Below are 25,205 nucleotides of genomic sequence, written 5' to 3' on the forward strand. Positions count from 1 at the left end.
TCCGTGCCACGGACTCGACCTCCGCTGCTGGTGGTGTGCGCCCTGCGCATCGAGAGCCTCGCACTGCGCAGGGGAGTGGCCAAGGCCGCCGCACCGGAGCAGACGGGCGGCCGGCCGGTCGCCCTGCTGCGCACCGGTATGGGGCCGGAGGCCGCGGACCGGGCCGTACGCCGTGCCCTGCACGGCCCCGGCCTGGACGAGGCGGAAGAGGTGTCGGTCCTCGGCACCGGGTTCTGCGCCGGGCTCGCGCCCGGCATGCGGCCCGGTGACGTGGTCGTCTCCGACCAGGGAGACGGGGGCGCGGCGCTGGCCGCCGCGCTGAAGGCCGCCGGCTTCACCGTGCACACCGGCCTGCTGGCCGAGTCCGACCATGTCGTGCGGGGCGCCGAGCGCACCGCACTCGCGGCGAGCGGTGCCATCGCCGTCGACATGGAATCCGCCGCCATGCGGCGCGCTGCGCTCGCCGAAGGAGCGCACCGTGTCGCGGTGGCCCGCGTCGTCGTGGACACGCCCGAGTACGAACTCGTGCGCGTCGGAACGCTTCGCACCGGGATCATCGCATTCCGGGTGCTCAGAGATCTTGTACCTGCCTTTCTCGATTGGCACCGCACTACCGCGCTCCCCTGGAGGTGAGCTAGATGGCTATGCCGCTCCGTCAGACCGTCCGTGTCGCGTCGTACCTCTTCGAACAGAAAATGGTCAGGCGACGCGAAAAGTTCCCGCTCATCGTTGAACTCGAACCGCTCTTCGCCTGCAACCTCGCCTGCGAGGGCTGCGGCAAGATCCAGCACCCCGCGGGAGTGCTGAAGCAGCGCATGCCGGTGGCACAGGCCGTCGGCGCGGTGCTCGAGTCGGGGGCACCGATGGTCTCCATCGCGGGTGGCGAGCCGCTGATGCACCCCCAGATCGACGAGATCGTCCGCCAGCTGGTGGCGAAGAAGAAGTACGTCTTCCTCTGCACCAATGCGATGCTGCTCCGCAAGAAGATCGAGAAGTTCACCCCTTCGCCTTACTTCGCGTTCACCGTTCATATTGACGGCATGCAGGAGCGGCACGACGAATCCGTTGCCAAGGAAGGCGTTTTCGAGGAGGCGGTGGAGGCCATCAAGGAGGCCAAGCGCCGCGGTTTCCGGGTGACCACCAACTCCACCTTCTTCAACACCGACACCCCGCAGACGATCATCGAGGTGCTCAACTACCTCAACGACGACCTGCAGGTCGACGAGATGATGCTGTCGCCCGCGTACGCCTACGAGAAGGCGCCCGACCAGGAGCACTTCCTCGGCGTCGAGCAGACCCGCGAGCTGTTCAAGAAGGCGTTCGGCGACGGCAACCGGCGCAAGTGGCGGCTCAACCACAGCCCGCTCTTCCTGGACTTCCTGGAGGGCAAGGCGGACTTCCAGTGCACCGCCTGGGCGATCCCGAACTACTCGCTGTTCGGCTGGCAGCGCCCCTGCTACTTGATGGCGGACGGCTACGTCCCCACCTACAAGGAGCTGATCGAGAAGACCGAGTGGGACAAGTACGGCCGCGGCAAGGACGACCGCTGCGCCAACTGCATGGCGCACTGCGGCTACGAGCCCACCGCCGTACTGGCCACCATGGGCTCGCTCAAGGAGTCCATCAGGGCCGCGCGCGAGACGGTCGCGTCCAACCGCGCGAAGTGACCTCCCGATGACGGAGGCCGAGCCATCGGCGACGGCGGATCCCGCCGCGCCGGTGGCTCACCCCGTGGCCGGCCCGACGGCACCCGTGGCAGCGGCCGGCCACTGAACGCAGCAATCCCGGCAGAGGGAACGAGGTCCACACATGTCGATGCTGGAGACCGTCCGCAGCCCGCGCGACCTGAAGACACTGCCCGACGGCCGGCTCGATGAGCTGGCCGCCGACATCCGCCACTTCCTCGTCCAGGCGGTCGCCAGAACCGGCGGCCACCTGGGGCCCAATCTCGGCGTGGTGGAGCTGACGATCGCGCTGCACCGCGTCTTCGACTCGCCCGCCGACCGCATCCTGTGGGACACCGGACACCAGTCCTACGTGCACAAGCTGCTCACCGGCAGGCAGGACTTCTCCAAGCTCCGCAGCAAGGGCGGGCTGTCCGGCTACCCGTCGCGGGCCGAGTCCGAGCACGACGTGATCGAGAACAGCCACGCCTCCACCGTGCTCGGCTGGGCCGACGGCCTGGCCAAGGCCAACCAGGTGCGCGGCAAGGACGACCACGTGGTGGCCGTCATCGGTGACGGCGCGCTGACCGGCGGGATGGCCTGGGAGGCGCTGAACAACATCGCCGCCGCCCGCGACCGCCCGCTGATCATCGTCGTCAACGACAACGAGCGCTCCTACGCGCCCACCATCGGCGGCCTGGCCAACCACCTCGCCACGCTGCGCACCACCGACGGCTACGAGCGCTTCCTGTCCTGGGGCAAGCAGGTGCTCGAACGCACCCCGGTGATCGGCCAGCCGCTCTACGAGTCGCTGCACGGCGCCAAGAAGGGCTTCAAGGACGCCTTCGCGCCGCAGGGCATGTTCGAGGACCTGGGCCTGAAGTACCTCGGCCCGATCGACGGCCACGACATCGCCGCGGTCGAGTCCGCGCTGCGCCGCGCCTCCCGCTTCAGCGGCCCGGTGCTGGTGCACGTCCTCACCGAGAAGGGCCGCGGCTTCCCGGCCGCCGAGCAGGACGAGGCCGACCGCTTCCACACCGTGGGCGCGATCGACCCGCTGACCGGCCGCCCGCTGGCCCCGTCCGGCGCCCCCTCCTGGACCTCGGTGTTCGGCCAGGAGATGGTGAAGATCGCCGACGAGCGGCCCGACGTGGTCGCGATCACCGCCGCCATGCTCCAGCCGGTCGGCCTGGCCGGCTTCGCCCGCGCCTACCCGCACCGGGTCTTCGACGTCGGCATCGCCGAGCAGCACGCCGCCACCTCGGCCGCGGGCCTGGCCACCGGCGGACTGCACCCGGTCGTCGCGGTCTACGCGACCTTCCTCAACCGGGCCTTCGACCAGGTGCTGATGGACGTGGCGCTGCACAAGTGCGGGGTGACCTTCGTCCTTGACCGGGCCGGCGTGACCGGGGTGGACGGCGCCTCGCACAACGGCATGTGGGACATGTCGATCCTCCAGGTGGTGCCAGGACTGCGGATCGCCGCGCCGCGCGACGCCGACCAGCTGCGCGCCCAACTGCGCGAGGCGGTCGAGGTGTCCGACGCGCCCACCGTGATCCGCTTCCCGAAGGAGAGCGTGGGCGAGGCGCTGCCCGCACTCAACCGGATCGGCGGCATGGACGTACTGCACCGGCCCGGGAGCGGCCAAGGCAGCGACGTGCTGCTGGTCGCGGTCGGCGCGCTCGGCGGCACCTGCCTGGCCGCGGCCGACCTGCTCGCCGGGCGCGGCCTCGGCGTCACCGTGGTCGACCCGCGCTGGGTCAAGCCGGTGGACGCCGCCCTGCCGGAACTGGCCGCGCGGCACCGCCTGGTGGCCGTGGTCGAGGACAACGGGCACGTCGGCGGGGTCGGTTCCGCCGTCGCCCAGGCACTGCGGGACGCCGGAGTGGACGTCCCCTTGCGTGACTTCGGCATCCCGCAGCAGTTCCTCGCGCACGCCAAGCGCGGCGAGGTGCTCGCCGACATCGGCCTGACCCCGGCGGAGATCGCCGGCCGGATCGGCGCCGCGCTGGCCCGGATCGACGCCCGCGCCGAGGACCGGCGGAGCGGACCGGCCGCACCCGGCGGCGTACCGGCGCAGCCCCCCGCGCATACTTCGGTACGGATCCACGCACGCAAGGAGCAGTGAGCGATGACAACGTCTGACGCGCGGCCCGAGGCGCCGGCCGAGGTCCTGGCCGAAGTTCCCGCCGAAGCTCCGGCCGGAGCCCCGGCCAAGGGCTTCGACCTGGCCACGCTGCTCGCCGAACGCGGCGCGGAACGCTACGACCTGCACGCCGAGTACCTCAACCACCAACTGCCGCGGATGCTGCACACCATCGGCTTCGACAAGGTCTACGAGCGGGCCGAGGGCGCGCACTTCTGGGACGCCGACGGCGAGGACTACCTCGACATGCTGGCCGGCTTCGGCGTCATGGGCGTCGGCCGGCACCACCCGGTGGTCCGCAAGGCGCTGCACGACGTGCTGGACGCCGGCCTCGCCGACCTCACCCGCTTCGACTGCCAGCCGCTGCCCGGCCTGCTCGCCGAGAAGCTGCTGACCCACTCGCCGCACCTGGACCGGGTGTTCTTCGGCAACAGCGGCACCGAGGCGGTCGAGACGGCGCTCAAGTTCGCCCGCTACGCCACCGGCAAGCCCCGGGTGCTCTACTGCAAGCACTCCTTCCACGGCCTGACCACCGGCTCGCTCTCGGTCAACGGCGAGGAGGGCTTCCAGGACGGCTTCGCGCCGCTGCTGCCCGACACCGCCGTGGAGATGGGCGACCTCGACGCGCTGGCCAGGGAGTTCAAGCGCGGCGACGTGGCCGCGCTGATCATCGAGCCGATCCAGGGCCACGGCGTCTACATCCCGCCGCCCGGCTACCTGCGCGCCGCCCAGGAGCTGCTGCGCAAGCACAAGGCGCTGCTGATCTGCGACGAGGTGCAGACCGGTATCGGGCGCACCGGGACGTTCTACGCGTACCAGCAGGAGGAGGGCGTCGAGCCCGATCTGCTGACCGTCGCCAAAACGTTGTCGGGCGGCTACGTCCCGATCGGGGCCACGCTCGGCAAGGACTGGATCTTCAAGAAGGTCTACTCCTCGATGGACCGGGTGCTGGTGCACTCCGCGAGCTTCGGCTCCAACGCGCAGGCGATGGCCGCGGGCCTGGCGACGCTGTCGGTGGTGGAGGACGAGCAACTCGTCGAGAACTCACGGCGGTTGGGCGATCTGCTGCGTACCCGGCTGGCCGCGCTGACCGACCGGTACGAGTTGCTGAAGGAGGTGCGCGGCCGCGGTCTGATGGTCGGCATCGAGTTCGGCCGCCCCAAGTCGCTCGGGCTGCGCAGCCGCTGGACGATGCTCCAGGCGGCCCGCAAGGGCCTGTTCGCGCAGATGGTGGTGGTGCCGCTGCTCCAGCGGCACCGTATCCTCACACAGGTCTCCGGGGACCACCTGGAGGTCATCAAGCTCATCCCGCCGCTGGTCATCGACGAGGCGGACGTGGACCGCTTCGTGACGGCGTTCACCGCCGTGATGGACGAGGCGCACGGCGGAGGCGGCCTGATGTGGGACTTCGGGCGGACACTGGTCAAGCAGGCGGTCGCCAACAGGTAGCGGACTGGGGAGCACGATGGCGGGATGGTGGCGAAGGCGCGGACGGTCGGCAGCGACCAAGGAGACCCCGCCCCCACCACCCGTAACCCCGCAGCCCCCGGTAACCCCGGCTGCCCCGGAGCGGCCGCGCCCGGCTGTGCCCGAGGGTCAGGCGGCGCCGCCGGTTGCCCCGGAGGGACTTCGGCCGCCGCCGATGGCGCCGGTTGCCCCGCAGCCCCCGGTTACGCCTGAGGTTCAGGCGGCGGCGCCGGTTGCTCCCGAGGCGCTTCAGCCGCCGCCGGTCGTCCCGGACACGCCGCCGGTTGAGCGGCAGGCGCCGGTCGGTCCTGTCACGCGTCGGCCCGTGCCGCCGGTCAGCCCGCAGGCGCCGCGGAAGCGGTCCGCTCCGGGCGCACCTGTCGTGTCGCGGCCGGCGCAGCCGGCGGCCCCGGCCGTGCCCCGGACCTCGCCGCCGCAGGGGCCGCCGCGGCCGCCGCGTATTCCGGCCGTTCCCGGGCTGCCCGGGGCTCGACGGCGAGTCGCCGCGCGGCGGCCCGCCACCGCTTCCGATCCGCTGGCCGCGCTCGACGCCGGGACGGTACGGGCGGTCAACCGGCTCACGGTGCAGTGGGCGCCGGCCGCCACCGCCGACGGCCGGGGCGGGGACGGCGGCACCGCGTTCAGTGCCGTCGGGCTCTGGCCGCTGCTGGCCTTCCTGGCCGGCGGTGCGGGCGGTCCCGCCAGGGACGAACTGGCCGCCGCCCTCGGCGTGGACGCCGACGGTGCCATCGCCCGCGGCCGTGCGCTGCTCGAAGCGCTCGCCGCCGCCGACGGCGTCTCGGCCGCACTCGGCGTCTGGACCGCCGCCAAAGTGCCGCTGCACCGGGACTGGACGGAGCGGCTGCCGTCCACCGTGCCGGGCCGGCTGACCGGCGACCTCGCCACCGACCGGGCCGAGCTCGACGCCTGGGCCGCCGCGAACACCGGCGGACTGATCGAGCGGATGCCGCTCGACCTCACCGAGGCCGAAATGGTGCTCGCCACCGCGCTCGCCCTGGAGACGACCTGGCAGCAGCCGTTCACCACGGATTGGCGGAGGCCGCGGCAAGGGCCCTGGGCGGGCCGCGAGCTGGCCGGGCTGTTCCGTTCGAGCTCCGACCTGGGCGATCTGCGGGTCGCCGCCGACACCCCCGCCGGGCGGCTCACCGTGCTCACCGTGCGCGGGAAGAACGCCCTGGACGTCCACCTGCTGCTCGCGGAGCCCGGCGTACCGCCCGCCGCGGTGCTCGCGGCAGGCACCGCCACGCTGGCCGGCGATCACCCGGCCGAGCCGGGGGACCGGCTGCCGGACGGACCGGCCGGGCCCGGCGTCACGGTGAGCCGGGTACACAGCTGGGACCAGCAGGACCAGCTCTACGCCGAGACCGTCGCCTTCACCGTCAGCGCCGACCACGACCTGATGACCGACCCGGCGCTGTTCGGCCTCGGCACCGCCTCCGACACCAGCGCCGGCCACTTCCCCGGGGTGAGCGACTTCCCGCTGGCAGTCGGCGAGGCCCGGCAGGCGATCACCGCGTCGTTCAGCGCCGAGGGGTTCAGGGCCGCCGCGGTCACCGCGACAGGGCTGGCGGCCGCGGGAGTGCCCCAGCAGACCGCCAAGATGGTCAGCGTCTGCTTCGACCGCCCGTTCGGCTTCCTCGCGGTGCACCGGGACACCGGCCTGGTGCTGACGGCGGGCTGGGTCACCGACCCGCTGTCAGCGCCCCCGGGCAACGGCTGGTAGGCGTAGACCGGACCCGGTCCTCGCCTCAGCCTGCCGCGGCCTCGGTGAGCAGCAGCTCGCGCAGCCGCTCCCGGCGCTCCGGGGTCAGCCCGAGGCCGTCCTCCAGGTAGCGGTCGACCGAGCCCCAGTGCTCCTCGATCGTGTCGAAGGCCGTCCGCAGGTACTCCACCCGTGCCTCGAAGAGCGGATCGAGCAGCTCCCGCACCGCGGGCTCGATGTCGGCGCCGGTGCTGCCGTCGCCGCGCACCACCCGGTAGCGGCGGTGCTTGGCGTTGCTCTCCAGGTAGTCGGCCTCGATCGCGGAGCGCCGCACCCCGAGCGCCAGCAGGATCACCGCGATGGACGTGCCCGCCCGGTCCTTGCCCGCCGCGCAGTGCAGCAGGGCGGGCACCGCGGCGGCTCCCGAGCCGGGCTCGGTGAGCAGCGCGAGCATCCGGCCGTGCTCGGCGGTGCGCTCCAGGATCAGCCTGCGGTACGAGCCCGTCATCCGTGCCGCGGCCCGGCCGTCGCCCAGCAGCTCCTGCAGGGAGGGCAGGTCGCCGTTGCGCACCAGCCGCCAGAAGTCGGCGTCGGAGTTCCGCGCGGGGTCGCTCAGCGGCATGTTCACATTGCGGGTGCCGGGCAGCGCCGCGTCCGGGCCCTCCAGGGCTATGTCGTCGCCGTTGCGGAAGTCGAAGACCGTGTGCAGGCCGAGCCCGGCCAGGAACTCCGTGTCGTCCGGCGTGGCGTGCGCCAGGTGCCCGCTGCGGAACAGCACGCCGTCCTTGACCCGGCGCCCGTCGTCGGTGGGCAGCCCGCCGACGTCGCGGAAATTGCGCACCCCGGTCAGCTCCGGCTCCGGTACTGACGGTGTGGACTGCTGGACTTCCTGGGTCACCGGCGCTCCTCTGGTCATCATGGTCTCTGGCGGTTCGTACCCCTGTCGTGTGCCGTACAGCCATGCTGGGGCACAGCCGACGATACGGCAGCGGCGGCAACGACATACCGAACGGTATGTGGCCACTGCACGATCAGCGCGCCACGTGTCGCTATTCCGGCCCGGCCGGTTTTGACCTGGTGGGATGAATCACGTCGCGTCAACCCCTCCTTACGGTCGCGTAAGTCACACCCGGAGGAGAAAGATGGACCGACGTGGCTGACGATTCGCAGAGAGACGACAAGGGCGCCATCGGGTCGTACACCGCGGTGGGGGACAGCTTCACCGAGGGCGTCGGGGACCCGGGGCCGGACGGCCGATACGTCGGATGGGCCGACCGGCTCGCCGTCCTGCTGGGGGACCGGCGCGAGGAGTCGGGCCGCGGCGCCGACTTCCGGTACGCCAACCTCGCCGTGCGCGGCCGGCTGCTCGACCAGATCGTGGCGGAGCAGGTGCCGCGCGCGGTGGAACTGGCCCCCGACCTGGTGTCCTTCTGCGCGGGCGGCAACGACATCCTGCGCCCCGGCGGCGATCCCGACGCCATCGCGGAGCGCTTCGAGGCCGCGGTGGCCGAGCTGACCGCCGCCGTCGGCACCGTTCTGGTCTGCACCGGCTTCGACACCCGTGACGTGCCCGTACTGCGCCATCTGCGCGGCAAGATCGCCACCTACACCGCGCATGTGCGGTCCATCGCCGACCGCTACGACTGCCCGGTGCTCGACCTGTGGTCGCTGCGCTCGGTGCAGGACCGCAGGGCCTGGAGCGAGGACCGGCTGCATCTGTCGCCCGAGGGGCACACCAGGGTCGCGCTGCGGGCCGCGCAGGTGCTGCGGCTCGACGTGCCCGCCGATCCCGACCAGCCGTGGCCGCCGCAATCGCAGCGGCTGCCCTCCGAGGTGCGCCGGGACAACATCCACTGGGCCAGGGAGTACCTGGTGCCGTGGATCGGCCGGAGGCTGCGCGGCGAGTCCTCGGGCGACGACGTCCAACCCAAGCGTCCGGACCTGCTGCCGCTGCGATAGCCCGGGAAAGCCGGGGGAAGCCACCTAATCCAGGCGGGTCCCGTGCTCCGGGGAAAAACTCAATGGGGCGCGCGGTGAGCGGCCAGTTCGGCCCACACCACGCGCCCCGTACCGCTCTCGGCCGGATCGGAGCCCCAGGCCACCGAGAGCATGCTCACCATGAGCAGCCCCCGGCCGCCTTCCGCGTCGGCCGTGGCGGCACACGGCACGGGTACCCCCGTTCCACGGCCCTGATCTGCGACTTCGAGCCGTACTACCGTGCCGGAGTCATGCAGGACGCAGGTGATCTTCTCGCTGTCGGTGTGCCGCACCGCGTTGGTGAACAGTTCGGTCACCACGAGACCCGCGTCGTCGCGCAGTTCCGAGTCGGCACCCCACTCGCCCAGGCGTGCCCGTATCCGCCCGCGGGCGTCCGCTACGGACGCACTCAACGCGGGCAGCCGGAACACGTCACGGCGGCCGGGGTCGCCGATACCTTCGCGACGCGCACGCCGCAGGGCATCAGGTGAAGGAACCACTCCGTAACTATGAGGGTCGTGCCCGACACATGGCAAGGTCCGTTCTGTAATTTGCAGATTCAACCAGAACAGGCTGTTGTGCTCGCTGACGGCATGACACACTGCTTGTCAGTCAAGGAAGTTGGAGGATGAGGCACGTGATGGACCCCCGGCCGGGAGGTGCTCCGACCGTTCTGCGCATGGTGCTCGGAAAGCGGCTCCAGGATCTGCGGGAGAGGGCCGGCCTCAGTTTCGAGCAGGCCGGCCAGGCGCTGGATGTGACGCATGCCACAATCCGGCGGATGGAGAAGGCCGAAGTCGGGCTGAAAATCCCATACGTCGAGAAACTCCTCATCACGTACGGCATCACGTCCCCCGAGGAGATAGGCGGATTTCTCGCCCTCGCCCGTGAGGCCAACCGCCCGGGCTGGTGGCACAACTTCCGCGATGTGCTGCCCGACTGGTTCAGCGCTTTTGTCAGCCTCGAAGGCGAGGCGTCGATCGTCCGCGCCTACGAACCGCACTACGTCCCCGGACTGCTGCAGACCGGCCCCTACGCCCGCGCCGTGCTGCGGGCGGGCATGCCGCACGCGGCGGCCGAGGAGGTGGACCGGCTGGTCGCGCTGCGCCTGGAGCGGCAGTCGCTGCTGACCAGGGCCGACGCCCCGCTGCTCTGGGTGGTGATGGACGAGGCCGTGCTGCGCCGCCCGATCGGCGGCCGCCGGGTGATGCGGGACCAGATCGGCGCGCTGATCGAGGCCGCCGACCGGCCCAACGTACGGCTCCAGGTGATCCCGTTCTCCGCCGGTCCGCACCCGGCGATGTACGGGCCCTTCCACCTCTTCCGGTTCCAGCTGCAGGAAATTCCGGACATCGCCTACACCGAAAGCCTCGTCGGGGGCGTCTACTTCGATGAACGGGACGACGTGTCCACGTTCCTCGAAGCGCTCGACCGGCTGTGCGCCCAGGCAGCGCCCGCACAGAGCACCAAAGCCATCCTCGATGGCCTGCGCAAGGAGATCTGAACGATGGATCGCGTCATCTACAACGGGATGCCCGCCAACGAACTCGGAGCGGACGGCTGGCGTAAACCCTGGAGCGGCGGAAACGGCGGCTCCTGTGTCGAGGCGAAGAAACTGAACGACGGCCGGGTGGCGCTGCGGCAGTCCACCGACCCCCATGGGCCCGCGTTGATATACACCAATCACGAGATCACCACGTTCATCCAGGGCGCCAAAGCCGGCGACGCGGATTTCCTCCTCGGATGAACGGGACAAGCGGAATGGAGGACGGTGTGACCGATCAGGGGTTTTCCGCCGACCAGATAGACACCAGCCGGCCGCACCCGGCCCGGATGTACGACTTCTACCTCGGCGGCTGGGACAACTACGAGGTCGACCGGGAAGCCGCCCAGACGGTGATCGACATCCTCCCCGACATCGTTCCCGCCGCCCGGGCCAACCGGGAGTTCCTGCAGCGCGCGGTGCGCTTCCTGGCCGAGAGCGGGATCCGGCAGATCATCGACATCGGTACCGGCATCCCCACCTCGCCGAACACCCATGAGGTCGCCCAGGCGGTGTCGCCCGACATCCGGATCGCCTACGTGGACAACGACCCGATCGTGGCCACCCACGCCGGCGCCCGGCTCACCGGCACCGGGAACACCGGCTTCTTCCTCGGCGACGTGCGGCAGCCGCGCAGCATCCTGGACCACCCCACCATCGGCAAGCTGATCGACTTCGACCAGCCGGTGGGCCTGATGCTGGTGGCGGTGCTGCACTTCATCAAGGACGAGGAGGATCCGGCCGGCATCGTCGCGCAGCTGCGGGACGCGCTGCCCGACGGCAGCTACCTGGTGCTCTCGCACACCACGGCCGACTTCCACGGCGGCAACTTCGCCGAGATCGACAAGATCTACACCAAGGCCACCGCCACCCTGAACAGCCGCCCGCACGCCGAGATCCTCAGCTTCTTCGAGGGGTTCGACCTGCTCGACCCGGGCCTGGTCCAGGTGCCGCTGTGGCGTCCCGACGGCCCGCCGCCGCCGCCGGAGGAGCTGCGCCGGGTCGGCTTCTACGGGGCCGTGGCGACCAAGCACTGACCGCGCGCTGACCGTCCTGACCGTGGTTTTTGCCTGAGAGGCAAGCTTTTTGCCTCTCAGGCAGAAGTGCTGTTCCATGAAGCCATGGACGCCACCGACATCGCACTCGGCCCGCGACTGCGGGAACGGCGGCACAGCAGCGGCCTCACCCTGGAGGCCGCGGCGCACCGGCTGGAACTCTCGCCCGCGCACCTGTCCCGGATGGAGTCCGGGCTGCGCCAGCCGTCGCTGCCGGTACTGCTCGGCCTCGCCAGGCTCTACGGCAGCACCGTCTCGGACCTGCTGGGCGAGACGGCCGCGGAGCCCGATCCCATCGTACGCGGCGACAAGATGGCCGCGGTGCCCGCGGGCGGCTGGACGTACTGGCGGGCCGGCGGCACCGGCCGGGCCATGCAGGCGCTCCGGGTGCACGTCCCGGCCGGCGTCCAGCGCGCCGTGGTGCGCGTTCATCCCGGCGAGGAGTGGCTGTACGTCACCTCAGGCGGCCTCGAACTGACCCTCGGCGACCGCGTCCACGTACTGGCCGTCGGCGACTCGGCCCACTTCGACTCGCTGATCCCGCACCGCCTCGCCGCCACCGACGCCACGGGCACCGACCTGCTCTTCCTGCACACCCTCATGCAGAGCGAGCGCTCGGCGCTGTGCGTGGCACCCGCGGACACCACCCCGATCCGAGGAGACCGGCCATGACCACCAGCCACATCGAACGGCCCACCGAGCCGGTCGCCCCCCAGCCCCTGACCGTGCGGCCGCTGCCCGCGGTGCCTGCCGCCACCACCAACGGCAGCGAGAGCCGCAAGGAGCGCGGTGTCGTCCTGCGGGTGCTGGTCTACGTCGTGGTGGCGCACCTGCTGGCGTTCTTCATCTGGCTGCTGTTCCTGGTCGGCGGCGGCCGCTAGGAGCGGGGCGCGGTCCGCTCAGCCGTCGGACGCGATGACGTCCACCGCCATCAGCGGCAGCGTGCGGCCGGGGATCGTGCCCGACGGCACCCGGCCGACGGTGACCGCGCCCATCGCCGCGTAGAACGGCTCCGCGTTCGGGTCCGCGTCGATCGTCAGCCGGTCGAAGCCGAGCCGCCGGGCCGTCGCCAGCAGGTGGCCGAACAGCAGCCGCCCGACGCCGAGCCCGATCGCGTCCGGCTCGACGAACAGCATGCCGACCGCGCCCTGCGGCGGCTCGCCTTCGAGCGTGCCGAAGCCGAGCACCCTGCCGGTGCCCGGCTGTTCGGCCAGCACCGTCCGGTGGGCGGTGATCTCGCTCCCGGTCATGGTCAGTTCGGGCCGGCAGGCGGCCATGAAGGTTTCGTCGTAACCCCAGTGGGCCTTGGAGCGCATCGCCAGCTCGGTCAGCGGGCCGGCCTCGGCCTCGACGGCGGCGCGCAGCCTGACCTCGTCCCTGACCACCGCGCCGGACCCGTCGTCGGCGCTCATCGCAGCGCCTCCACCGTCACCGTGACCCCGTCGAGGGTGCCCGCGAAGTCCGCGCCCAGCGCCCGCGACGGGGTCTGGAAGCCGTCGGGCAGGCCGGGCAGGTCGCCGACGATGCGCAGCACCGAGTCGGCGGTCAGGCTGTACGGGTTGGGGCCGACGAGGGTCGCGGTGACCGTGTTGCCCGCGGCGTCCGCCGCCCGGCCCCACACCTCGCAGCGGCCGGCGGCCACCGAGCGCTCGCCCGGCCCCCGTATCGCGCGGCCCGCCACCGCGGCCAGCGCGCCGCGCAGCGGGGTGATCCGCAGCGCCAGGCTCGCGGTCAGCGCGGCACGCGGCACCGCCGTGTAGGTGGTGATGTCCGGGATGCCGGTGGAGTGGTACGCGGTGCTGACATCGCCCCACGGCACCGACCGCACCGTCCGCGCCCCGGACGGGAACGCGGCCTGCAACTGCCGGGAGCCCAGCGGCACCGTACGGATCTCGCCGCCGACCCGGATCCTGCCGCCGTCGGTCGCGCCTTCGAGCGCGGTGCGCGCGGAACCGGGGCTGGCGCCGCCGCCCACGATGAAGGCCAGGTCGAGCTGGGTGGCGTCCGGCAGCCGGCCGGCGAGCAGTGCGGCCACGCAGTCGGTCGGCACCACGTCGAAGCCGGCGCCGGGCAGCAGGGTGATGCCGGCCTTCGCGGCCTCGGCGCTGCGCGCGTGCAGCGCCTCGAAGACATCGATCTCGCCGGTGATGTCCAGGTACTGCGTCCCGGTGGCGAAGCAGGCCGCCACCATCGGCAGCGCGGTACGGGAGAACGGTCCCGCGCAGTTGACCACGCTGTCGGCGCCGTCCAGGCCCCGGCGTACGGCGGCCGCGTCCTCCAGGCCGAACACCCGGTGCTCCAGGCCGAGTTCGGCCGCCAGCGGGACCAGCTTGGCGGCGCTGCGGCCGGCCAGCACCGGACGCTGACCGAGGGCGGTGGCGCGCCGGGCGATCAGCCGGCCGGTGTAGCCGGAGGCGCCGTACAACAGCCATGTCATGGGTCTGTTCCTCCTCGGAGGTGCTGATCGGAACCGTACACGCCCTGTCCCAGGGGCAGATATCTGGTGGGCGGCGGGCGTCCGGCGTGCGACTCTGGAGACATGACCGACCAAGAGCATGAGGCCGCCGACACCGCCGAGGCCGCTGAAGCGTCAGCACAGGACCCCGCCGAGGTCCCCGAGCCGGAGGTTCCGGACGAGGACGAGGTGAAGCGGAAGTTCCGCGAGGCCCTGGAGCGCAAGCAGGGTGCCCGCCGCGGCACCGGCGGCGCGGGCACCGGCCCTGACCCGTCCAAGATCCACGGGGCCCACGGCCGGGCCGGCGGCCCGCGCGAGTTCCGCCGCAAGAGCGGCGGCTGATCCCCGGGTCGACCCGCCGCCCCATCGCGCCCGCCCAGGCCCAACGGCCTCCGGCGGGCGCCTGTCATCTCCCGCCCGGGCGCGGCCCGGCGGCAATTGCGCGGGCCCGCCGTCGAGGTGCGTTAATCCGGTGCGCGGGCGGCACCGCCGGGGCGATCATGGGCCGATGGGATGGACGTTCACGGAGTCGATCGACCGGTTCGAGGCCGCGACGGCCAGCTTCCTGCGGGCGGCGCCGGTGGAGAACTCGGTGCCCCTCACCGTCACGGCCGCGCTGCGGCGCAGGGGCGCCGACGCGTACGGCGACCAGCCGCCGCGCTTCGGCTGGTGGCGGCCCGACCCGGCGCGGCCGGACGGTGCTGAGCGGCACCGGCAGGAGCCGGGCGAGCAGGAGCTGGACGGCCGAGGGCCCGTCGAGGCCGTCGTGTTGTGCACGCCGCCGCGGCCGCTGCTGCTCACCCGGGCCCCTGAGGCCGCCGCGCGGGAGCTCGCCGCGGCCTGGGAGGGGGCGGTGCCCGGCCTGACCGGGGATCGCGAAGCGGCGCTCGTCTTCGCCGAGGCGTGGCGCGAACGCACTGGTGAGGCCGCCGACATCAGGCGCGAGATGCGCATCTACCGGCTCGGCGAGCTGACCGCCCGCACACCGGCGCCGCCCGGCCGGTCCCGGCCGGCGGGTCCCGACGACCGGGAGCTGCTGCTGCGCTGGCACCACGCCTACAGCCTCGACGTCGGCGACCTGCCGATGGGCGGCGAGCGCCTGGTGGACGACGCGCTCGCGCACGGCGGGCGCCGGCTGTGGGAGACCCCCGACGGCGTGCCCGTGGCGATGGCGGGCAGCACCGTACCGGTCGACGGCATGGCCAGGATCCTGTCCGTCTACACTCCGCCCGACCACCGCGGCAGGGGCTACGCGGGCGCGGTCACCGCCGCGGTGTCACAGGCCGCGCTCGACGCGGGGGCGGGCGTCGTGCTGCTCAACGCCGACCTGGCCAACCCGGTCACCAACGGCCTCTACCAGCGGCTCGGCTACCGGCAGGTGCGCGACCACGTGTCGCTGGCCTTCATGGCCGCCGAAGGACAGGCGGAACCGGCTGATCGGTCCGATCGTTCCGAACAGGCGGAACCTTCCGAGCAGGCCGGGTAGGGGACGGGCAGCGGCCGGCCGCCCGTCCCCGCGGCCCGCCGGGAGGTCGCCGCATAATGGAAACGGCGGAAACCCCGCCGTTCGACAAACCGCCTGGAGGACCCCGTGACCGGCGCAGGCCGACAGTCGTCCCGACTCGTGCAATTGCGCCCCGCGCCGTTCGGCGCGGACCCGGTGGGCGCGCGTCTCGACCGCATCCATCGGTCGCCCAATTACAAGGACGGCGCCTTCGTCAACCCGGTGGGCGCCCGCACGGTGCCCACCGGCGGCCTGATCAAGTCGCTGCCGGAGAACATGCGCAAAGAGGCCAGGCTGTCCCGCAAGCCGGCCAGGCCCGTCCCGCTGCACCCCACCACGCTCGCCGACATCGCCAGGCCGCCGGCCTCCGGGCTGCGGCTGACCTGGATGGGGCACTCCTCGGTGCTCGCCGAGATCGGCGGCCGGCGGGTGCTGTTCGACCCGGTCTGGGGCGAGCGATGTTCGCCGTTCTCCTTCGCGGGCCCCAAGCGGGTGCACCCCACCCCGGTGCCGCTGGAGTCGCTGACCGGTCTTGACGCGGTGGTGATCTCGCACGACCACTACGACCACCTGGACATGCCGTCGATCCTGGCGCTGGTGCGCAGCGACGTCGTCTTCGCGGTGCCGCTGGGCGTCGGCGCGCACCTGGAGCACTGGGGCGTACCGCCGGAGCGGCTGCGCGAGCTCGACTGGAACGAGTCCACCGAGATCGCCGGGCTGACCCTGACCGCCACCCCCGCCCGGCACTTCTGCGGGCGCGGCCTGCGCGGCCGGCAGCAGACCCTGTGGGCGTCCTGGGCGGTCACCGACGGCACCCACCGGATCTTCCACAGCGGTGACACCGGCTACTTCCCCGGCTTCGCCGAGATCGGCGCCGAGCACGGGCCGTTCGACGCCACGATGATCCAGATCGGCGCCTACAGCGAGTTCTGGCCCGACATCCACATGACCCCGGAAGAGGGCATGCGGGCGCATGTCGACCTGTCGGGCGGCGAGCCGGCCGGCACGATGATGCCGATCCACTGGGGCACCTTCAACCTGGCGCAGCACCCGTGGGCCGAGCCGGCCGAGGGCACGGTGGCCGCCGCCCGCGAGGCCGGCGCGAAGATCGCCACCCCGCGGCCGGGCGCGCCGTTCGAGCCCGCCGACCCGCAGCCGGACGACTGGTGGTGGCGGGAGGTCGCGGTCCGCCCGGCGGGTGGCTGGCCGGCGCAGCCGCAACCGGTGCGGGTACCGGCGACGGCAGCGGCGCCGGAGGCCCCGGCCGGCGGGACGGGCGCGGCCGCCGCGAAATCCCCGGCCGGCGGCGACAGTTCGGCCGACGCGAACGCCGCCGCCGACTCGGACGGTTCCGACGGTGTGGGCGGCGACTACGAGGTGGCGCGCCCCACGTAACGTCCCAGGTAGGTCAGTTCGCCCGGGTCGGGCACCGGAATCTCGTGGAAGCCGAGCCGGTCGTAGAAGGCCCGGGCGCGGGTGTTGGCCGTCAGCATCCCCAGGTGCACGGCCGGCACCCCCTGCTCCGCCAGCGCGCCCACGAACACGTTGATCAACTCCCGCCCGTGGCCCGACCGTTGGAACTCCGGCAGCACATCGATGTGCAGGTGCGCCGGGTAGCCGGCCAGCTCCGGGTCCACCATCCGCTCCGGGTGGTGCAGCAGCACCGCCATCCCCTCGCTGGCGGTGGCCGGTTCGCCGGCCGGCTCCGGATAGCGGCCGCCGACCTGCGGCAGCCACTCGTCGCGGAACCGCTCCGCGAAGCGCGCGGTGTCGGCCGTCCCCAGCACGTAGCCGACCGCCTGCCCGGTCCCGTCGTCGACCACGAAGGCCAGTTCGGGCTCCAGCACGGCGTACGGTGCCGCGAAGATCGTCCCGAGCAGGTCGTGGTCGGCCCGCGGGTACGCGTCGCTGGCGTCGTCGCCGGCCGCGCCGGTGCGCAGGCAGATCTCGTACAGGGCGGGCAGATCGCTGGGCCGGTACGGCCTGATGGCGCTGGTCACTGCTGCTCCAGGTGCGTGAAGTCGATCGGTCCCGCGGCGGCGTCGAGCGGATCGCGCGGATCGGCGGGGCCGCCGTCGTGCCGCGAACCGCCGTCGCCGCGCGGGCCGTCGAGGTGCTCGGTGTCGCCGAGTACGTCGGCAGCGCCGGGGCGGCGCGCCAGTTGGGTGAAGGTGAAGGAGAACGCGGCCGGTGCGGCGGCCAGTTGGTGCTGCGGCAGCACGCCGGGCCCGCAGGACTTGGTGCCGATGCCGTGCAGCGCGTGGTCCAGGTGCAGCCACAGCGTGTCGGACCTGGCCAGGTCGTAGGTGTGCTCGGCCGCGTCGAGCTCCGGTGTGCTCAGCGTCCGCGCGGTCAGCCAGAACGGCGGCGCGCCCTCCACCCGCATCCCGGTGCCGTCCGCCCTGCGCAGCTCCGCCCAGCGGACGTCGGCCCGGGCGCCGTTCTCCTGCGGCCTGACGTACGGGGTCTGGAGCGCGTCCACGGTGCTGGAGTAGCGGCCGATCCGGGACGCGGCACGGGTGTCCGGGTACGCCTCGCCGGGGCCGCCGCCGAACCAGTCGATCGCGTCGAGCGTCGGGCACAGGCCCATCCGCACCCCGAGCCGGGGCAGCGGCAGCCGCCAGTCGCCCACCGGGACGACCTCGACGTCCAGCCGCAGCCGTTCGCCGGTCGCGGACCAGTGGTAGACGGTGCGCAGCGCCAGGTCGGAGGATGCCGGCCCGACCCGGGTGGCCACGGTCAGCCGGTCCTCGCCGACGGTCACCGACTCGATCCGGTGCCGCATCCGGTGCAGCCCCGCCTCCCGCCACCGCTCCTCGAGCGAGCGCGGCGGATTCCCGTCCAGGCCGCGGTCGTTGTCGGTCGGCGCGCGCCACACGTCGAGCGCGGGACCGGCGACGGCGGCGCCGCCGAGGTAGTTGAGGGCGCCGGACGCCGCGTCGAAGGTGCCGGGGCCGAGCACCACCATGCCGCCCTCCACCAGCCGCGGCCGGTGCACGGTGCCGCGCCGCACCCGGGTCCCGGTGCCCGCGCTCGCGGTGGACCCGGGCGCGGGCGCGAACTGCGCCCAGGCGACCTCGTGTCCGGTCGGCGCCCACGCGGTGTCCTCGGCGAGCACCGCCCGCACCGTCCACCACGCCTCCTCAGCCACGGCCGACTGCGGCATCCGGGGCATCAGCGGCAGTTCGAGCTCGGCGCTCTCACCGGGCGCCAACTGCGGTGCCTCCAGCTTCCCCTGGTCGCTGACCACGCCCGCCACGGCGTACGTCCAGCGGAAGGCGATCCCCGAAAGGTCCGCGAAGTCATGGAGGTTGGTGACGGTGACGACGCCGCGCCGCGGGTCGCCCTCGATCCTGACCGGCTCGATGACCTTCTTGTACTCCACCAGGCCGGGCGACGGCGTGCGGTCGGGGAACACCAGCCCGTCGCAGACGAAGTTGCCGTCGTGCAGCTCCTCGCCGAAGTCCCCGCCGTACGCGAAGTACGGTGTGCCGTCGGCGGTGCGGCGGCGCAGCCCGTGGTCGATCCACTCCCAGACGAAACCGCCCTGGCAGCGCTCGTACGACGCGAAGATCCGCTGGTACTCCGACAGCCCGCCGGGCCCGTTGCCCATCGCGTGCGCGTACTCGCAGAGAATGAACGGGAGTCGGCGGCGCCGCGCGTCCGCCTTCTCGTCGTCCAGCGGGAGTTCGGCGCGCTGCCCGATCAGCTCGGACTCCTCGTGGTCGGCGTACATCCGCGAGTAGACGTCCGTGTCGGCGCACGACCAGTCGCCCTCGTAGTGGATCGGCCGGGCCGGGTCGCGGTCCCTGATCCAGCCGGCCATCGCGGAGAGCCCGGCACCGGTGCCGCACTCGTTGCCCAGCGACCACATGACGACCGACGGGTGGTTCTTGTCCCGCTCCACCATCCGGGCCGCCCGGTCCAGCAGCGCCGGCGTCCAGCGCTCGTCGGCCACCGGGTTGCCGCGCCAGCCGACCTCGATGAAGCCGTGCGTCTCCAGGTCGCACTCGTCCACCACCCACACGCCCAGCTCGTCGCACAGGTCGAGGAACGCCGGATGCGGCGGATAGTGGCTGGTGCGCACCGCGTTGATGTTGTGCTGCTTCATCAGCAGCAGGTCGCGGCGCATCGTCTCCAGGTCCAGGGTGCGGCCGTGGTCGGGGTCGAACTCGTGCCGGTTGACCCCGCGCAGCAGGATGCGGCGGCCGTTGACCTTGAGCACCCCGTCCTCGACGGCCACTGTGCGGAAGCCGATCCGCAGCGGTATCCGCTCGCCCTCGGTGGCCAGTTCCGCGTCGTACAGCCGGGGCAGCTCCGCCGACCACGGCTGCGCGGGGACGGTCACCTGCTCGCCGGTCGGGATGTCGAGGCCCAGCTCCGGCACGGTGACGGTGCCGCCGGGCTCGCAGTCCACCCGCAGCGTGCCCTCGCCGGTGGTGTGGTCGTAGCCGCAGTGCACGAAGAAGTCGGTGACCGCGCCCTCCGGCCGCTCGATCAGGGTGACGTCCCGGAAGATGCCGGGCAGCCACCACATGTCCTGGTCCTCCAGGTAACTCCCCGACGACCACTGGTGCACGCGCACCGCCAGCACGTTGCCGCGCGGGCGCAAGCGCTCGCCGACCTCGAACTCCACCGGCAGCCTGCTGCCCTTGAACGTGCCGAGCTCGATGCCGTTCAGCCACACCCGGGCGCAGGACTCCACGCCGTCGAAGCGCAGCACCGCCGCGCCGCCCGGCCAGTCGTCAGGCAGGTCGAACATCCGCAGGTGGTCGCCCGTCGGGTTCTCGGTCGGCACGTGCGGCGGGTCGATCGGGAACGGATAGCGGACGTTGGTGTAGGCGGGCTGCCCGTGCCCCTGCAACGGCCAGTGCGAGGGCACCGGCAGCACGTCCCAGCGCCCGGCGTCGAAGCCGGGGCGGGCGAAGGAGTCGTCGGCGGCGTCCGCGGTGGGCGACAGCCGGAAGCGCCAGGCGCCGCCGAGGTTGACCCGGCGGGCGTCGGAGACCGACCACCAGGCGCGCGGCGGGAGCGCTCCCGTCCCCGGGGACACGTCCTCGTAGTACGGGAGTGCCTCGGTCGGTGCCGCCTGCTGCATCGTGGTGCTCCTCGGTCTGCTGGCAACGCTGGTGTCCGGGCGCCCGGGGTGCCCGCGGAACCGATTCTGCTGATCCGGGGGGCGGGCCGCCAGGTGCTCTGATCACCGAATCATGTCCGGGCGGGGTGCCGTGGGGCGGGGTGGTGCGGCGGCCGGGCCCTCCACGGCGCGGACCCCGTGGCCCGGGACGGCTGCCGGGCCGCCTCGGCCAGCCGAACGGCCGTTCTACGCACCGGACTTGGGCCGCGCGCTTCGGGCGATCCGACTTGACCGGCCGGTCGCGCCGCTGCGATCCTGCCCGCCCCGACAGGCACAGGGGGGACCTCGTGATGACGTACGCACCCGCTCACGCCGTGGCGGATCTGGCGGCGGAGCCGATCAGCGGACTCAAGGGCGGCTCGGCCTTCTTACTGATCGCCGTAGTGGTGGTGGTGATCGCGGTCATCGCGGTGATCCCGATGATCATGGACGTCCGCAGGGCCACGGCGTGGCGGCAGCAGCTCACCGACAAGCTGATCGACCAGGCCGCGACCGACAGCGAGGTCAGGGACTTCCTGCGCGACCTCCGCGAGCCGCGCGGGGTGCGCGGGCTGACCCGCAGCATCATCGCAGTGCTGATCCTCACGCTGGTCGGCTTCGCACTGGCGGTGGCCATGCTCTCGTCCGGCGCGGACTCCGGCGACCTGCGCAAGACGATCGTGACCTCACTGATGACGGTCCTCGCCACCGTGGCGGGCTTCTACTTCGCCTCCCTGGGCGCCCAGAACAGCGCGGACGACGCGCGACGCCACGCGGCATCGCGCAGCTCGGCGACAGTGACGACGGGCGTGGGCCCGCCGTCCACGTCCCCGGCGGACGGCGCCCCGGCCGACGGTCCGGGCGCCGGCGCGACGGCGGGTGCGGCGGCGGACACGGGCGAGGACCCCGGGGCGCAGGCGGCGGTCGGAGTGACGCTGGAGGAGCCGGCTCCCGGCCCGGGGAAGCCGGCGGCCGGGCCGGGGCCGGGCGCGGGTGCCGGCAAGCCGGGTGCCCGGCCGAAACACGATCCCGGCCCGAGGAAGCCGGCCGGCGAGCCGGAGCCGGATCCCGATCCCGATCCCGATCCGGGGAATCCGGCGGGCGGCCCGGGCGCCGAGCCGGCAAAGTAGCCGGGCTCCCGGCCCGGCGAAGTAGCTCGCGGCCAGGCGAGGGGCAGCCGCATAGCCCGGGACGGGGCGGGCGGGCGGACGTACCGTTCCAGCGGGGTGCTCGCGCTGCGGCTCCGTGCCCAGGGTGCAGTGTGCGCCCCGGCCGTGGGGCCCGGCCGCCGCTCGGGCCCGGGGTGTGCCTTCCGCGTCCGGGCACGGCGTCCGGGTGCCGAGCCCTGCCTCGGGGCGTGTGCCCCAGCGTCCGCATCGTGGCGCGGCGTCCGGGTGCCGCGCCGTGCCCCGGCCGGGGGCCCGGCCCACACCCCGGACCCCGGGGTGTGCCCCCTCGCCTCCGCGTCGCCGCCCGGCGTACCCACCCCTCGGCTACGCCCCCAGAAAAGCGTCGACTCGCTCCCGCAGCCCCGCCGCGTCCAGCCCGTGTGCCGTCACGTGCTCCTGCCAGCTGCCGTAGTGCCGCAGCTCGGCTCGCCTCGTGCCGAGGGACAGCACCCGGTGCGGGGAGCCGGCCAGGGCCTCGTTCGCGAAGGCCGCCGACGTGCCCGTGAGGTACGGCTCCACGATCACGAGGTCGGCCGCTGCGGTCCTGGCCGTCGCCTCCCGGACGGTCGCCGCGTCGAACGGCCGTACCGTCGACGCGTAGAGCACGGTCACGTCCCGCTCCGCCATCGCCTCGACCGTGGCGTCCAGCATCGGGCCGACCGCGAGCACCACCCCGGTCCGGCCCTCGCGCAGGACCTCGAAGCGGCCGGGGGACACCGGCCGGGCTGCCACGTTCGACTGCTCGCTGAGCCGCAGGTAGACGCGGCTGTCGCCGTCCGCCGCCGCGTGCCGCAGCAGCGCCTCCGCCTCGTCGGGGTGGCCGGGCACATGCACCGTCCAGCCGTCCAGCGTGTCGAGCAGCGCCACGTCGCCGGGGGACTGGTGGGTGCGGCCGCCCGCGGCCACGTCGTAGGACGCCCCCGCGCTGACCAGCACCGCGCCGACGTCCTGGTGCGTGATGTCCAGCTTCACCTGCTCGAAGGGCCGCTCGACCAGGAACGTCGCGAAGCTGTGCGCGATCGGCCGCAGCCCGCTGAGCGCGACCCCGCCGGCCGCGCCCACCAGCAGCTGTTCGCGGATCCCGACGTCGATCACCCGGTCCGGATGAGCACGCGCGGCGTCCTTGAAGCGCTCGCCGGAGATCACCGCGAGGACGACCGCCAGCCGCGGGTCGTCGTCGAGCAGCTCGGTGGTGACGGTGGCGAATCGGTCCCGCATCGTGTCCATGGAGGTGGCCCCTGTTCTGTGCTCTGGTCTCGGCGTGGCGTACGGGGAGGTGCGGCGGCCTGCGCCTGCCGCTCGTGGGGGAGGTGCGGCGGCCTTGCGCCTGCCGCTCGTGGGGGAGGTGCGGCGGCCTTGCGCCTGCCGCTTGCGTCGGTGCGGGGGCCCGCGCCGGGTACGGCGGCGCGGCCCGGCGGGCTCAGTCCTTCGGCGGGACGACCGCCACGACGGCGTGCGGCCGGCCCGGGTGCGGCGCGCTGAACGCCTCGTAGAGCGCCTCGTGGTCCCGGCCGTCCACGGTCGTGGCCGACCAGCCCTCGGCGGCGAAGCGCGAGGCCAGCCCGCCGGGCCAGCCGTAGGTGGCCGACTGGTTGTCCACCGCCACCACGTTCAGCTGGTCCAGGCCCACCGCGCCGGCGAACTGCACCGCCTCGTGGTTGCTGCCCTCGTCCATCTCCGCGTCCCCGACCAGCACCCACACCCGGGGGTCGGTGAGCCCCTGCGCCCGCAGGCCGAGCGCCGTGCCGACGGCCAGCGGCAGCCCGTGGCCGAGCGACCCGGACCCGATCTCCACGCCCGGCACCAGCGTGCGGTCGGGGTGGTAGCCGAGCGGGGAGTCGAACGCGCCGAAGCCGTCGAGCCAGTCCTCCGGGATGAAGCCCTTCGCCGTGAGCACCGCGTAGTACGCCATCGGCCCGTGGCCCTTGGACAGCAGGAACCGGTCCCGCTCCGGGCCCTCCGGGTCGGCCGCGGACACCCGCAGCACCCGGTCGTAGAGCACCCACAGCACGTCGAGGGTCGAGGTGGCGGCCGGGCCGTGCTTCTCGTCGCCGGTCATCCGGGACATCAGGGTCCGCAGGTCGGCGTATCCGTACGCGGTGTCCGCCGCGGCGGCCGGCATCGGTGTCTTCGTCATGCTCCCGACTGTGCAACCTCAAGCCGACTTGAAGTCAAGCGCTATCCTCTGACCGTATGACGCTCTCCAGCCGCGACCTGCTGCCGATCGGCGAGCTCGCCGCCCGCAGCGGCCTCGCCGCGTCCGCGCTGCGCTACTACGAGGAACTCGGCCTGATCGGCTCGGAGCGCACGTCGGGCGGCCAGCGCCGCTACCGGCGGGCCACCCTGCGCCGGCTCGCCTTCATCCGGGCCGCCCAGCGGATCGGCCTGACGCTGGAGGAGGTCGGCGAGTCGCTCGCCCGGCTGCCGGTGGACCACGTCCCGCACGCCAACGAGTGGAGCCGGGTCGCCCGCACCTGGGAGCACCGGATCGACGACCAGATCGCCGAGCTGCAACGGCTCAAGGACGCGCTGACCGGCTGCGTCGGCTGCGGCTGCCTGTCCCTCACCCGCTGCGGCCTCTACAACACCCAGGACACCGCGGCCGAGCGCGGCTCCGGGGCCCGCTACCTGCTGGGAGACGAGCCGGCGAAACGATGAGTGGGCTGGGAGACGAGCCGGCGAAACGATGAGCGGGCTGGGCGACGAGCCGGCGTACCGGTGCCCGAGCTGGGCGGCCGGCCGATGAAACGATGACCGGACGTGACGCCGTGCGCCCGTCCGGTCACCGATCCGTACCCCGTACCCCTCGGCTCACACGCCCTCGACCTTGAAGGGATCGTGCTCGGCGAGCAGCTTGTCCAGCCGCGCCTGATCCACCCGGCTCACCACCTGCCCCACCTCCTGCCGGTCCCGAACCACTTTCGACAACGTGAACGTCGCCGACACCAGATACAGCAGCCCCACCCCCAAGAACGCCCGAACCCACCCGTTGACCGGCAGGTAGGCCACGCCCACCACCATCGCTCCCAGCGCCAACCCGAACGAGATGGCCGCCTGCGCGGCATAAGCCGCGGTCGTCTGCTGATGAATCGGCTTCGTCATGCCCCCACCATCCCGCCCGCGGCGCGCCCCCACATGAGTACCGCTACTCACCCCGCCCGTCCCCGGTCCTCACCCGGCCCCCACCCCCGGACCGCGAACCGGGTGCGAGCGAACATCACTCCCGGTGCGGTATTGTTCTGCTGCGCGGTCAAACGGGTCTCACCCCGCAATCCGACCGGGCATCGGGACGTGGCGCAGCTTGGTAGCGCACCTGACTGGGGGTCAGGGGGTCGCAGGTTCAAATCCTGTCGTCCCGACGGTACGAGAAGGACCCGCTGCACTGG

Annotated in this window: 25 protein-coding genes and 1 tRNA gene; 17 read left to right on the top strand and 9 right to left on the bottom strand. The window is 72.9% G+C overall.

Annotated features, from left to right (window positions below; translation table 11 throughout):
- Positions 1-3 precede the first annotated feature (3 nt).
- The 5 genes from ACQPW6_RS34595 (at position 4) to ACQPW6_RS34615 (ending at position 7,021) form a co-directional block, all read left to right on the top strand.
- Positions 4-633, top strand: a complete 630-nt coding sequence (locus ACQPW6_RS34595) for a 1-hydroxy-2-methyl-2-butenyl 4-diphosphate reductase (protein ID WP_433893670.1) — start codon at positions 4-6, stop codon at positions 631-633.
- Positions 634-638: 5 nt separating this feature from the next.
- A complete protein-coding gene (gene hpnH, locus ACQPW6_RS34600) occupies positions 639-1,667 on the top strand; it encodes an adenosyl-hopene transferase HpnH (protein WP_433893671.1) in 1,029 nt (342 codons plus the stop codon).
- A gap of 142 nt (positions 1,668-1,809) precedes the next feature.
- Positions 1,810-3,792 carry a 1-deoxy-D-xylulose-5-phosphate synthase gene (gene dxs / locus ACQPW6_RS34605; RefSeq protein ID WP_433893672.1) on the top strand — a complete coding sequence of 661 codons (1,983 nt, stop codon included), beginning with the start codon at positions 1,810-1,812 and terminating at the stop codon, positions 3,790-3,792.
- A gap of 3 nt (positions 3,793-3,795) precedes the next feature.
- A complete protein-coding gene (locus ACQPW6_RS34610) occupies positions 3,796-5,259 on the top strand; it encodes an aspartate aminotransferase family protein (RefSeq protein ID WP_433893673.1) in 1,464 nt (487 codons plus the stop codon).
- Between the two features lie 433 nt (positions 5,260-5,692).
- The gene (locus tag ACQPW6_RS34615; protein ID WP_433893674.1) at positions 5,693-7,021 is read left to right on the top strand and encodes a serpin family protein; all 1,329 of its coding nucleotides are present in this window, start codon (positions 5,693-5,695) and stop codon (positions 7,019-7,021) included.
- Between the two features lie 25 nt (positions 7,022-7,046).
- Here ACQPW6_RS34615 and ACQPW6_RS34620 read toward each other — a convergent pair whose 3' ends face one another.
- A complete protein-coding gene (locus tag ACQPW6_RS34620) occupies positions 7,047-7,916 on the bottom strand; it encodes a tyrosine-protein phosphatase (protein WP_433894754.1) in 870 nt (289 codons plus the stop codon).
- A 236-nt stretch (positions 7,917-8,152) separates the two neighbouring features.
- Between ACQPW6_RS34620 and ACQPW6_RS34625 the strand changes: the two genes are divergently transcribed.
- Positions 8,153-8,959, top strand: coding sequence for an SGNH/GDSL hydrolase family protein (locus ACQPW6_RS34625; protein ID WP_433893675.1), 807 nt, complete (start codon positions 8,153-8,155; stop codon positions 8,957-8,959).
- A 59-nt stretch (positions 8,960-9,018) separates the two neighbouring features.
- Here ACQPW6_RS34625 and ACQPW6_RS34630 read toward each other — a convergent pair whose 3' ends face one another.
- On the bottom strand, positions 9,019-9,390 hold the full coding sequence (locus ACQPW6_RS34630; protein ID WP_433893676.1) for an ATP-binding protein: 372 nt from the start codon (positions 9,388-9,390) through the stop codon (positions 9,019-9,021).
- 266 nt (positions 9,391-9,656) lie between these two features.
- Between ACQPW6_RS34630 and ACQPW6_RS34635 the strand changes: the two genes are divergently transcribed.
- The 5 genes from ACQPW6_RS34635 (at position 9,657) to ACQPW6_RS34655 (ending at position 12,456) form a co-directional block, all read left to right on the top strand.
- Positions 9,657-10,481 carry a helix-turn-helix domain-containing protein gene (locus ACQPW6_RS34635; RefSeq protein WP_433893677.1) on the top strand — a complete coding sequence of 275 codons (825 nt, stop codon included), beginning with the start codon at positions 9,657-9,659 and terminating at the stop codon, positions 10,479-10,481.
- A 3-nt stretch (positions 10,482-10,484) separates the two neighbouring features.
- Positions 10,485-10,724, top strand: a complete 240-nt coding sequence (locus ACQPW6_RS34640) for a DUF397 domain-containing protein (RefSeq protein ID WP_433893678.1) — start codon at positions 10,485-10,487, stop codon at positions 10,722-10,724.
- Between the two features lie 14 nt (positions 10,725-10,738).
- Positions 10,739-11,557 (top strand): SAM-dependent methyltransferase, encoded by an 819-nt coding sequence (locus ACQPW6_RS34645; RefSeq protein ID WP_433894755.1) that lies wholly within the window; start codon positions 10,739-10,741, stop codon positions 11,555-11,557.
- Positions 11,558-11,641: 84 nt separating this feature from the next.
- Positions 11,642-12,247 carry a helix-turn-helix domain-containing protein gene (locus tag ACQPW6_RS34650; protein WP_433893679.1) on the top strand — a complete coding sequence of 202 codons (606 nt, stop codon included), beginning with the start codon at positions 11,642-11,644 and terminating at the stop codon, positions 12,245-12,247.
- A complete protein-coding gene (locus ACQPW6_RS34655) occupies positions 12,244-12,456 on the top strand; it encodes a DUF6126 family protein (RefSeq protein WP_433893680.1) in 213 nt (70 codons plus the stop codon). The genes ACQPW6_RS34650 and ACQPW6_RS34655 overlap by 4 nt, the downstream gene beginning before the upstream one ends.
- An 18-nt stretch (positions 12,457-12,474) precedes the next feature.
- On the opposite strand, the gene ACQPW6_RS34660 is transcribed toward ACQPW6_RS34655, so the two are convergent.
- Both ACQPW6_RS34660 and ACQPW6_RS34665 read right to left on the bottom strand, forming a co-directional pair.
- Complete coding sequence (locus ACQPW6_RS34660; protein WP_433893681.1) at positions 12,475-12,987, bottom strand: GNAT family N-acetyltransferase; 513 nt, start codon at positions 12,985-12,987, stop codon at positions 12,475-12,477.
- A complete protein-coding gene (locus tag ACQPW6_RS34665) occupies positions 12,984-14,012 on the bottom strand; it encodes a saccharopine dehydrogenase family protein (protein ID WP_433893682.1) in 1,029 nt (342 codons plus the stop codon). Before ACQPW6_RS34665 ends, ACQPW6_RS34660 begins: the two co-directional genes overlap by 4 nt.
- A 102-nt stretch (positions 14,013-14,114) precedes the next feature.
- On the opposite strand from ACQPW6_RS34665, the gene ACQPW6_RS34670 reads away from it, so the two are divergent.
- From ACQPW6_RS34670 to ACQPW6_RS34680, 3 genes are all read left to right on the top strand, one after another.
- Positions 14,115-14,372, top strand: a complete 258-nt coding sequence (locus ACQPW6_RS34670) for a DUF5302 domain-containing protein (RefSeq protein WP_433893683.1) — start codon at positions 14,115-14,117, stop codon at positions 14,370-14,372.
- Between the two features lie 166 nt (positions 14,373-14,538).
- On the top strand, positions 14,539-15,516 hold the full coding sequence (locus tag ACQPW6_RS34675; protein WP_433893684.1) for a GNAT family N-acetyltransferase: 978 nt from the start codon (positions 14,539-14,541) through the stop codon (positions 15,514-15,516).
- Between the two features lie 105 nt (positions 15,517-15,621).
- Positions 15,622-16,929 (top strand): MBL fold metallo-hydrolase, encoded by a 1,308-nt coding sequence (locus ACQPW6_RS34680; protein ID WP_433893685.1) that lies wholly within the window; start codon positions 15,622-15,624, stop codon positions 16,927-16,929.
- Here the strand turns inward: ACQPW6_RS34680 and ACQPW6_RS34685 are convergent.
- Positions 16,905-17,534: a GNAT family N-acetyltransferase gene (locus ACQPW6_RS34685; RefSeq protein WP_433893686.1), complete on the bottom strand. Its 630-nt coding sequence runs from the start codon at positions 17,532-17,534 to the stop codon at positions 16,905-16,907. The two genes, ACQPW6_RS34680 and ACQPW6_RS34685, sit on opposite strands and share 25 nt — an antisense overlap.
- Positions 17,531-20,632 (bottom strand): glycoside hydrolase family 2 TIM barrel-domain containing protein, encoded by a 3,102-nt coding sequence (locus ACQPW6_RS34690; RefSeq protein ID WP_433893687.1) that lies wholly within the window; start codon positions 20,630-20,632, stop codon positions 17,531-17,533. Before ACQPW6_RS34690 ends, ACQPW6_RS34685 begins: the two co-directional genes overlap by 4 nt.
- Positions 20,633-20,961: 329 nt before the next feature.
- Between ACQPW6_RS34690 and ACQPW6_RS34695 the strand changes: the two genes are divergently transcribed.
- A complete protein-coding gene (locus tag ACQPW6_RS34695; protein WP_433893688.1) occupies positions 20,962-21,780 on the top strand; it encodes a hypothetical protein in 819 nt (272 codons plus the stop codon).
- Between the two features lie 363 nt (positions 21,781-22,143).
- Here the strand turns inward: ACQPW6_RS34695 and ACQPW6_RS34700 are convergent, their stop codons facing one another.
- Together ACQPW6_RS34700 and ACQPW6_RS34705 are read right to left on the bottom strand one after the other, a co-directional pair.
- A complete protein-coding gene (locus tag ACQPW6_RS34700; RefSeq protein WP_433893689.1) occupies positions 22,144-23,046 on the bottom strand; it encodes a transketolase family protein in 903 nt (300 codons plus the stop codon).
- Positions 23,047-23,239: 193 nt separating this feature from the next.
- Positions 23,240-23,956: a transketolase gene (locus tag ACQPW6_RS34705; protein ID WP_433893690.1), complete on the bottom strand. Its 717-nt coding sequence runs from the start codon at positions 23,954-23,956 to the stop codon at positions 23,240-23,242.
- Positions 23,957-24,012: 56 nt separating this feature from the next.
- On the opposite strand from ACQPW6_RS34705, the gene soxR reads away from it, so the two are divergent.
- Positions 24,013-24,477 (top strand): redox-sensitive transcriptional activator SoxR, encoded by a 465-nt coding sequence (soxR, locus tag ACQPW6_RS34710; protein WP_433893691.1) that lies wholly within the window; start codon positions 24,013-24,015, stop codon positions 24,475-24,477.
- Between the two features lie 153 nt (positions 24,478-24,630).
- Here soxR and ACQPW6_RS34715 read toward each other — a convergent pair whose 3' ends face one another.
- Positions 24,631-24,921 carry a YiaA/YiaB family inner membrane protein gene (locus ACQPW6_RS34715; protein WP_433893692.1) on the bottom strand — a complete coding sequence of 97 codons (291 nt, stop codon included), beginning with the start codon at positions 24,919-24,921 and terminating at the stop codon, positions 24,631-24,633.
- 183 nt (positions 24,922-25,104) lie between these two features.
- On the opposite strand from ACQPW6_RS34715, the gene ACQPW6_RS34720 reads away from it, so the two are divergent.
- Positions 25,105-25,178, top strand: a tRNA-Pro gene (locus tag ACQPW6_RS34720).
- Positions 25,179-25,205: the final 27 nt, after the last annotated feature.

The organism is Streptomyces sp. CA-111067 (assembly GCF_050956065.1).
In the GTDB taxonomy this organism is placed as follows: Bacteria; Actinomycetota; Actinomycetes; order Streptomycetales; family Streptomycetaceae; genus Actinacidiphila.

What these genes read in the sequence shown, in the direction of transcription:
- hpnH (WP_433893671.1), top strand. Translation starts at nt 639, where the DNA reads ATGGCTATGCCGCTCCGTCAGACCGTCCGTGTCGCGTCGTACCTCTTC.
- dxs (WP_433893672.1), top strand. Translation starts at nt 1,810, where the DNA reads ATGTCGATGCTGGAGACCGTCCGCAGCCCGCGCGACCTGAAGACACTG.
- ACQPW6_RS34610 (WP_433893673.1), top strand. Translation starts at nt 3,796, where the DNA reads ATGACAACGTCTGACGCGCGGCCCGAGGCGCCGGCCGAGGTCCTGGCC.
- ACQPW6_RS34620 (WP_433894754.1), bottom strand. Translation starts at nt 7,916, where the DNA reads ATGACCAGAGGAGCGCCGGTGACCCAGGAAGTCCAGCAGTCCACACCG.
- ACQPW6_RS34635 (WP_433893677.1), top strand. Translation starts at nt 9,657, where the DNA reads ATGGTGCTCGGAAAGCGGCTCCAGGATCTGCGGGAGAGGGCCGGCCTC.
- ACQPW6_RS34640 (WP_433893678.1), top strand. Translation starts at nt 10,485, where the DNA reads ATGGATCGCGTCATCTACAACGGGATGCCCGCCAACGAACTCGGAGCG.
- ACQPW6_RS34645 (WP_433894755.1), top strand. Translation starts at nt 10,739, where the DNA reads ATGGAGGACGGTGTGACCGATCAGGGGTTTTCCGCCGACCAGATAGAC.
- ACQPW6_RS34650 (WP_433893679.1), top strand. Translation starts at nt 11,642, where the DNA reads ATGGACGCCACCGACATCGCACTCGGCCCGCGACTGCGGGAACGGCGG.
- ACQPW6_RS34655 (WP_433893680.1), top strand. Translation starts at nt 12,244, where the DNA reads ATGACCACCAGCCACATCGAACGGCCCACCGAGCCGGTCGCCCCCCAG.
- ACQPW6_RS34660 (WP_433893681.1), bottom strand. Translation starts at nt 12,987, where the DNA reads ATGAGCGCCGACGACGGGTCCGGCGCGGTGGTCAGGGACGAGGTCAGG.
- ACQPW6_RS34665 (WP_433893682.1), bottom strand. Translation starts at nt 14,012, where the DNA reads ATGACATGGCTGTTGTACGGCGCCTCCGGCTACACCGGCCGGCTGATC.
- ACQPW6_RS34670 (WP_433893683.1), top strand. Translation starts at nt 14,115, where the DNA reads ATGACCGACCAAGAGCATGAGGCCGCCGACACCGCCGAGGCCGCTGAA.
- ACQPW6_RS34675 (WP_433893684.1), top strand. Translation starts at nt 14,539, where the DNA reads ATGGGATGGACGTTCACGGAGTCGATCGACCGGTTCGAGGCCGCGACG.
- ACQPW6_RS34690 (WP_433893687.1), bottom strand. Translation starts at nt 20,632, where the DNA reads ATGCAGCAGGCGGCACCGACCGAGGCACTCCCGTACTACGAGGACGTG.
- ACQPW6_RS34695 (WP_433893688.1), top strand. Translation starts at nt 20,962, where the DNA reads ATGACGTACGCACCCGCTCACGCCGTGGCGGATCTGGCGGCGGAGCCG.
- ACQPW6_RS34700 (WP_433893689.1), bottom strand. Translation starts at nt 23,046, where the DNA reads ATGGACACGATGCGGGACCGATTCGCCACCGTCACCACCGAGCTGCTC.
- ACQPW6_RS34705 (WP_433893690.1), bottom strand. Translation starts at nt 23,956, where the DNA reads ATGACGAAGACACCGATGCCGGCCGCCGCGGCGGACACCGCGTACGGA.
- soxR (WP_433893691.1), top strand. Translation starts at nt 24,013, where the DNA reads ATGACGCTCTCCAGCCGCGACCTGCTGCCGATCGGCGAGCTCGCCGCC.
- ACQPW6_RS34715 (WP_433893692.1), bottom strand. Translation starts at nt 24,921, where the DNA reads ATGACGAAGCCGATTCATCAGCAGACGACCGCGGCTTATGCCGCGCAG.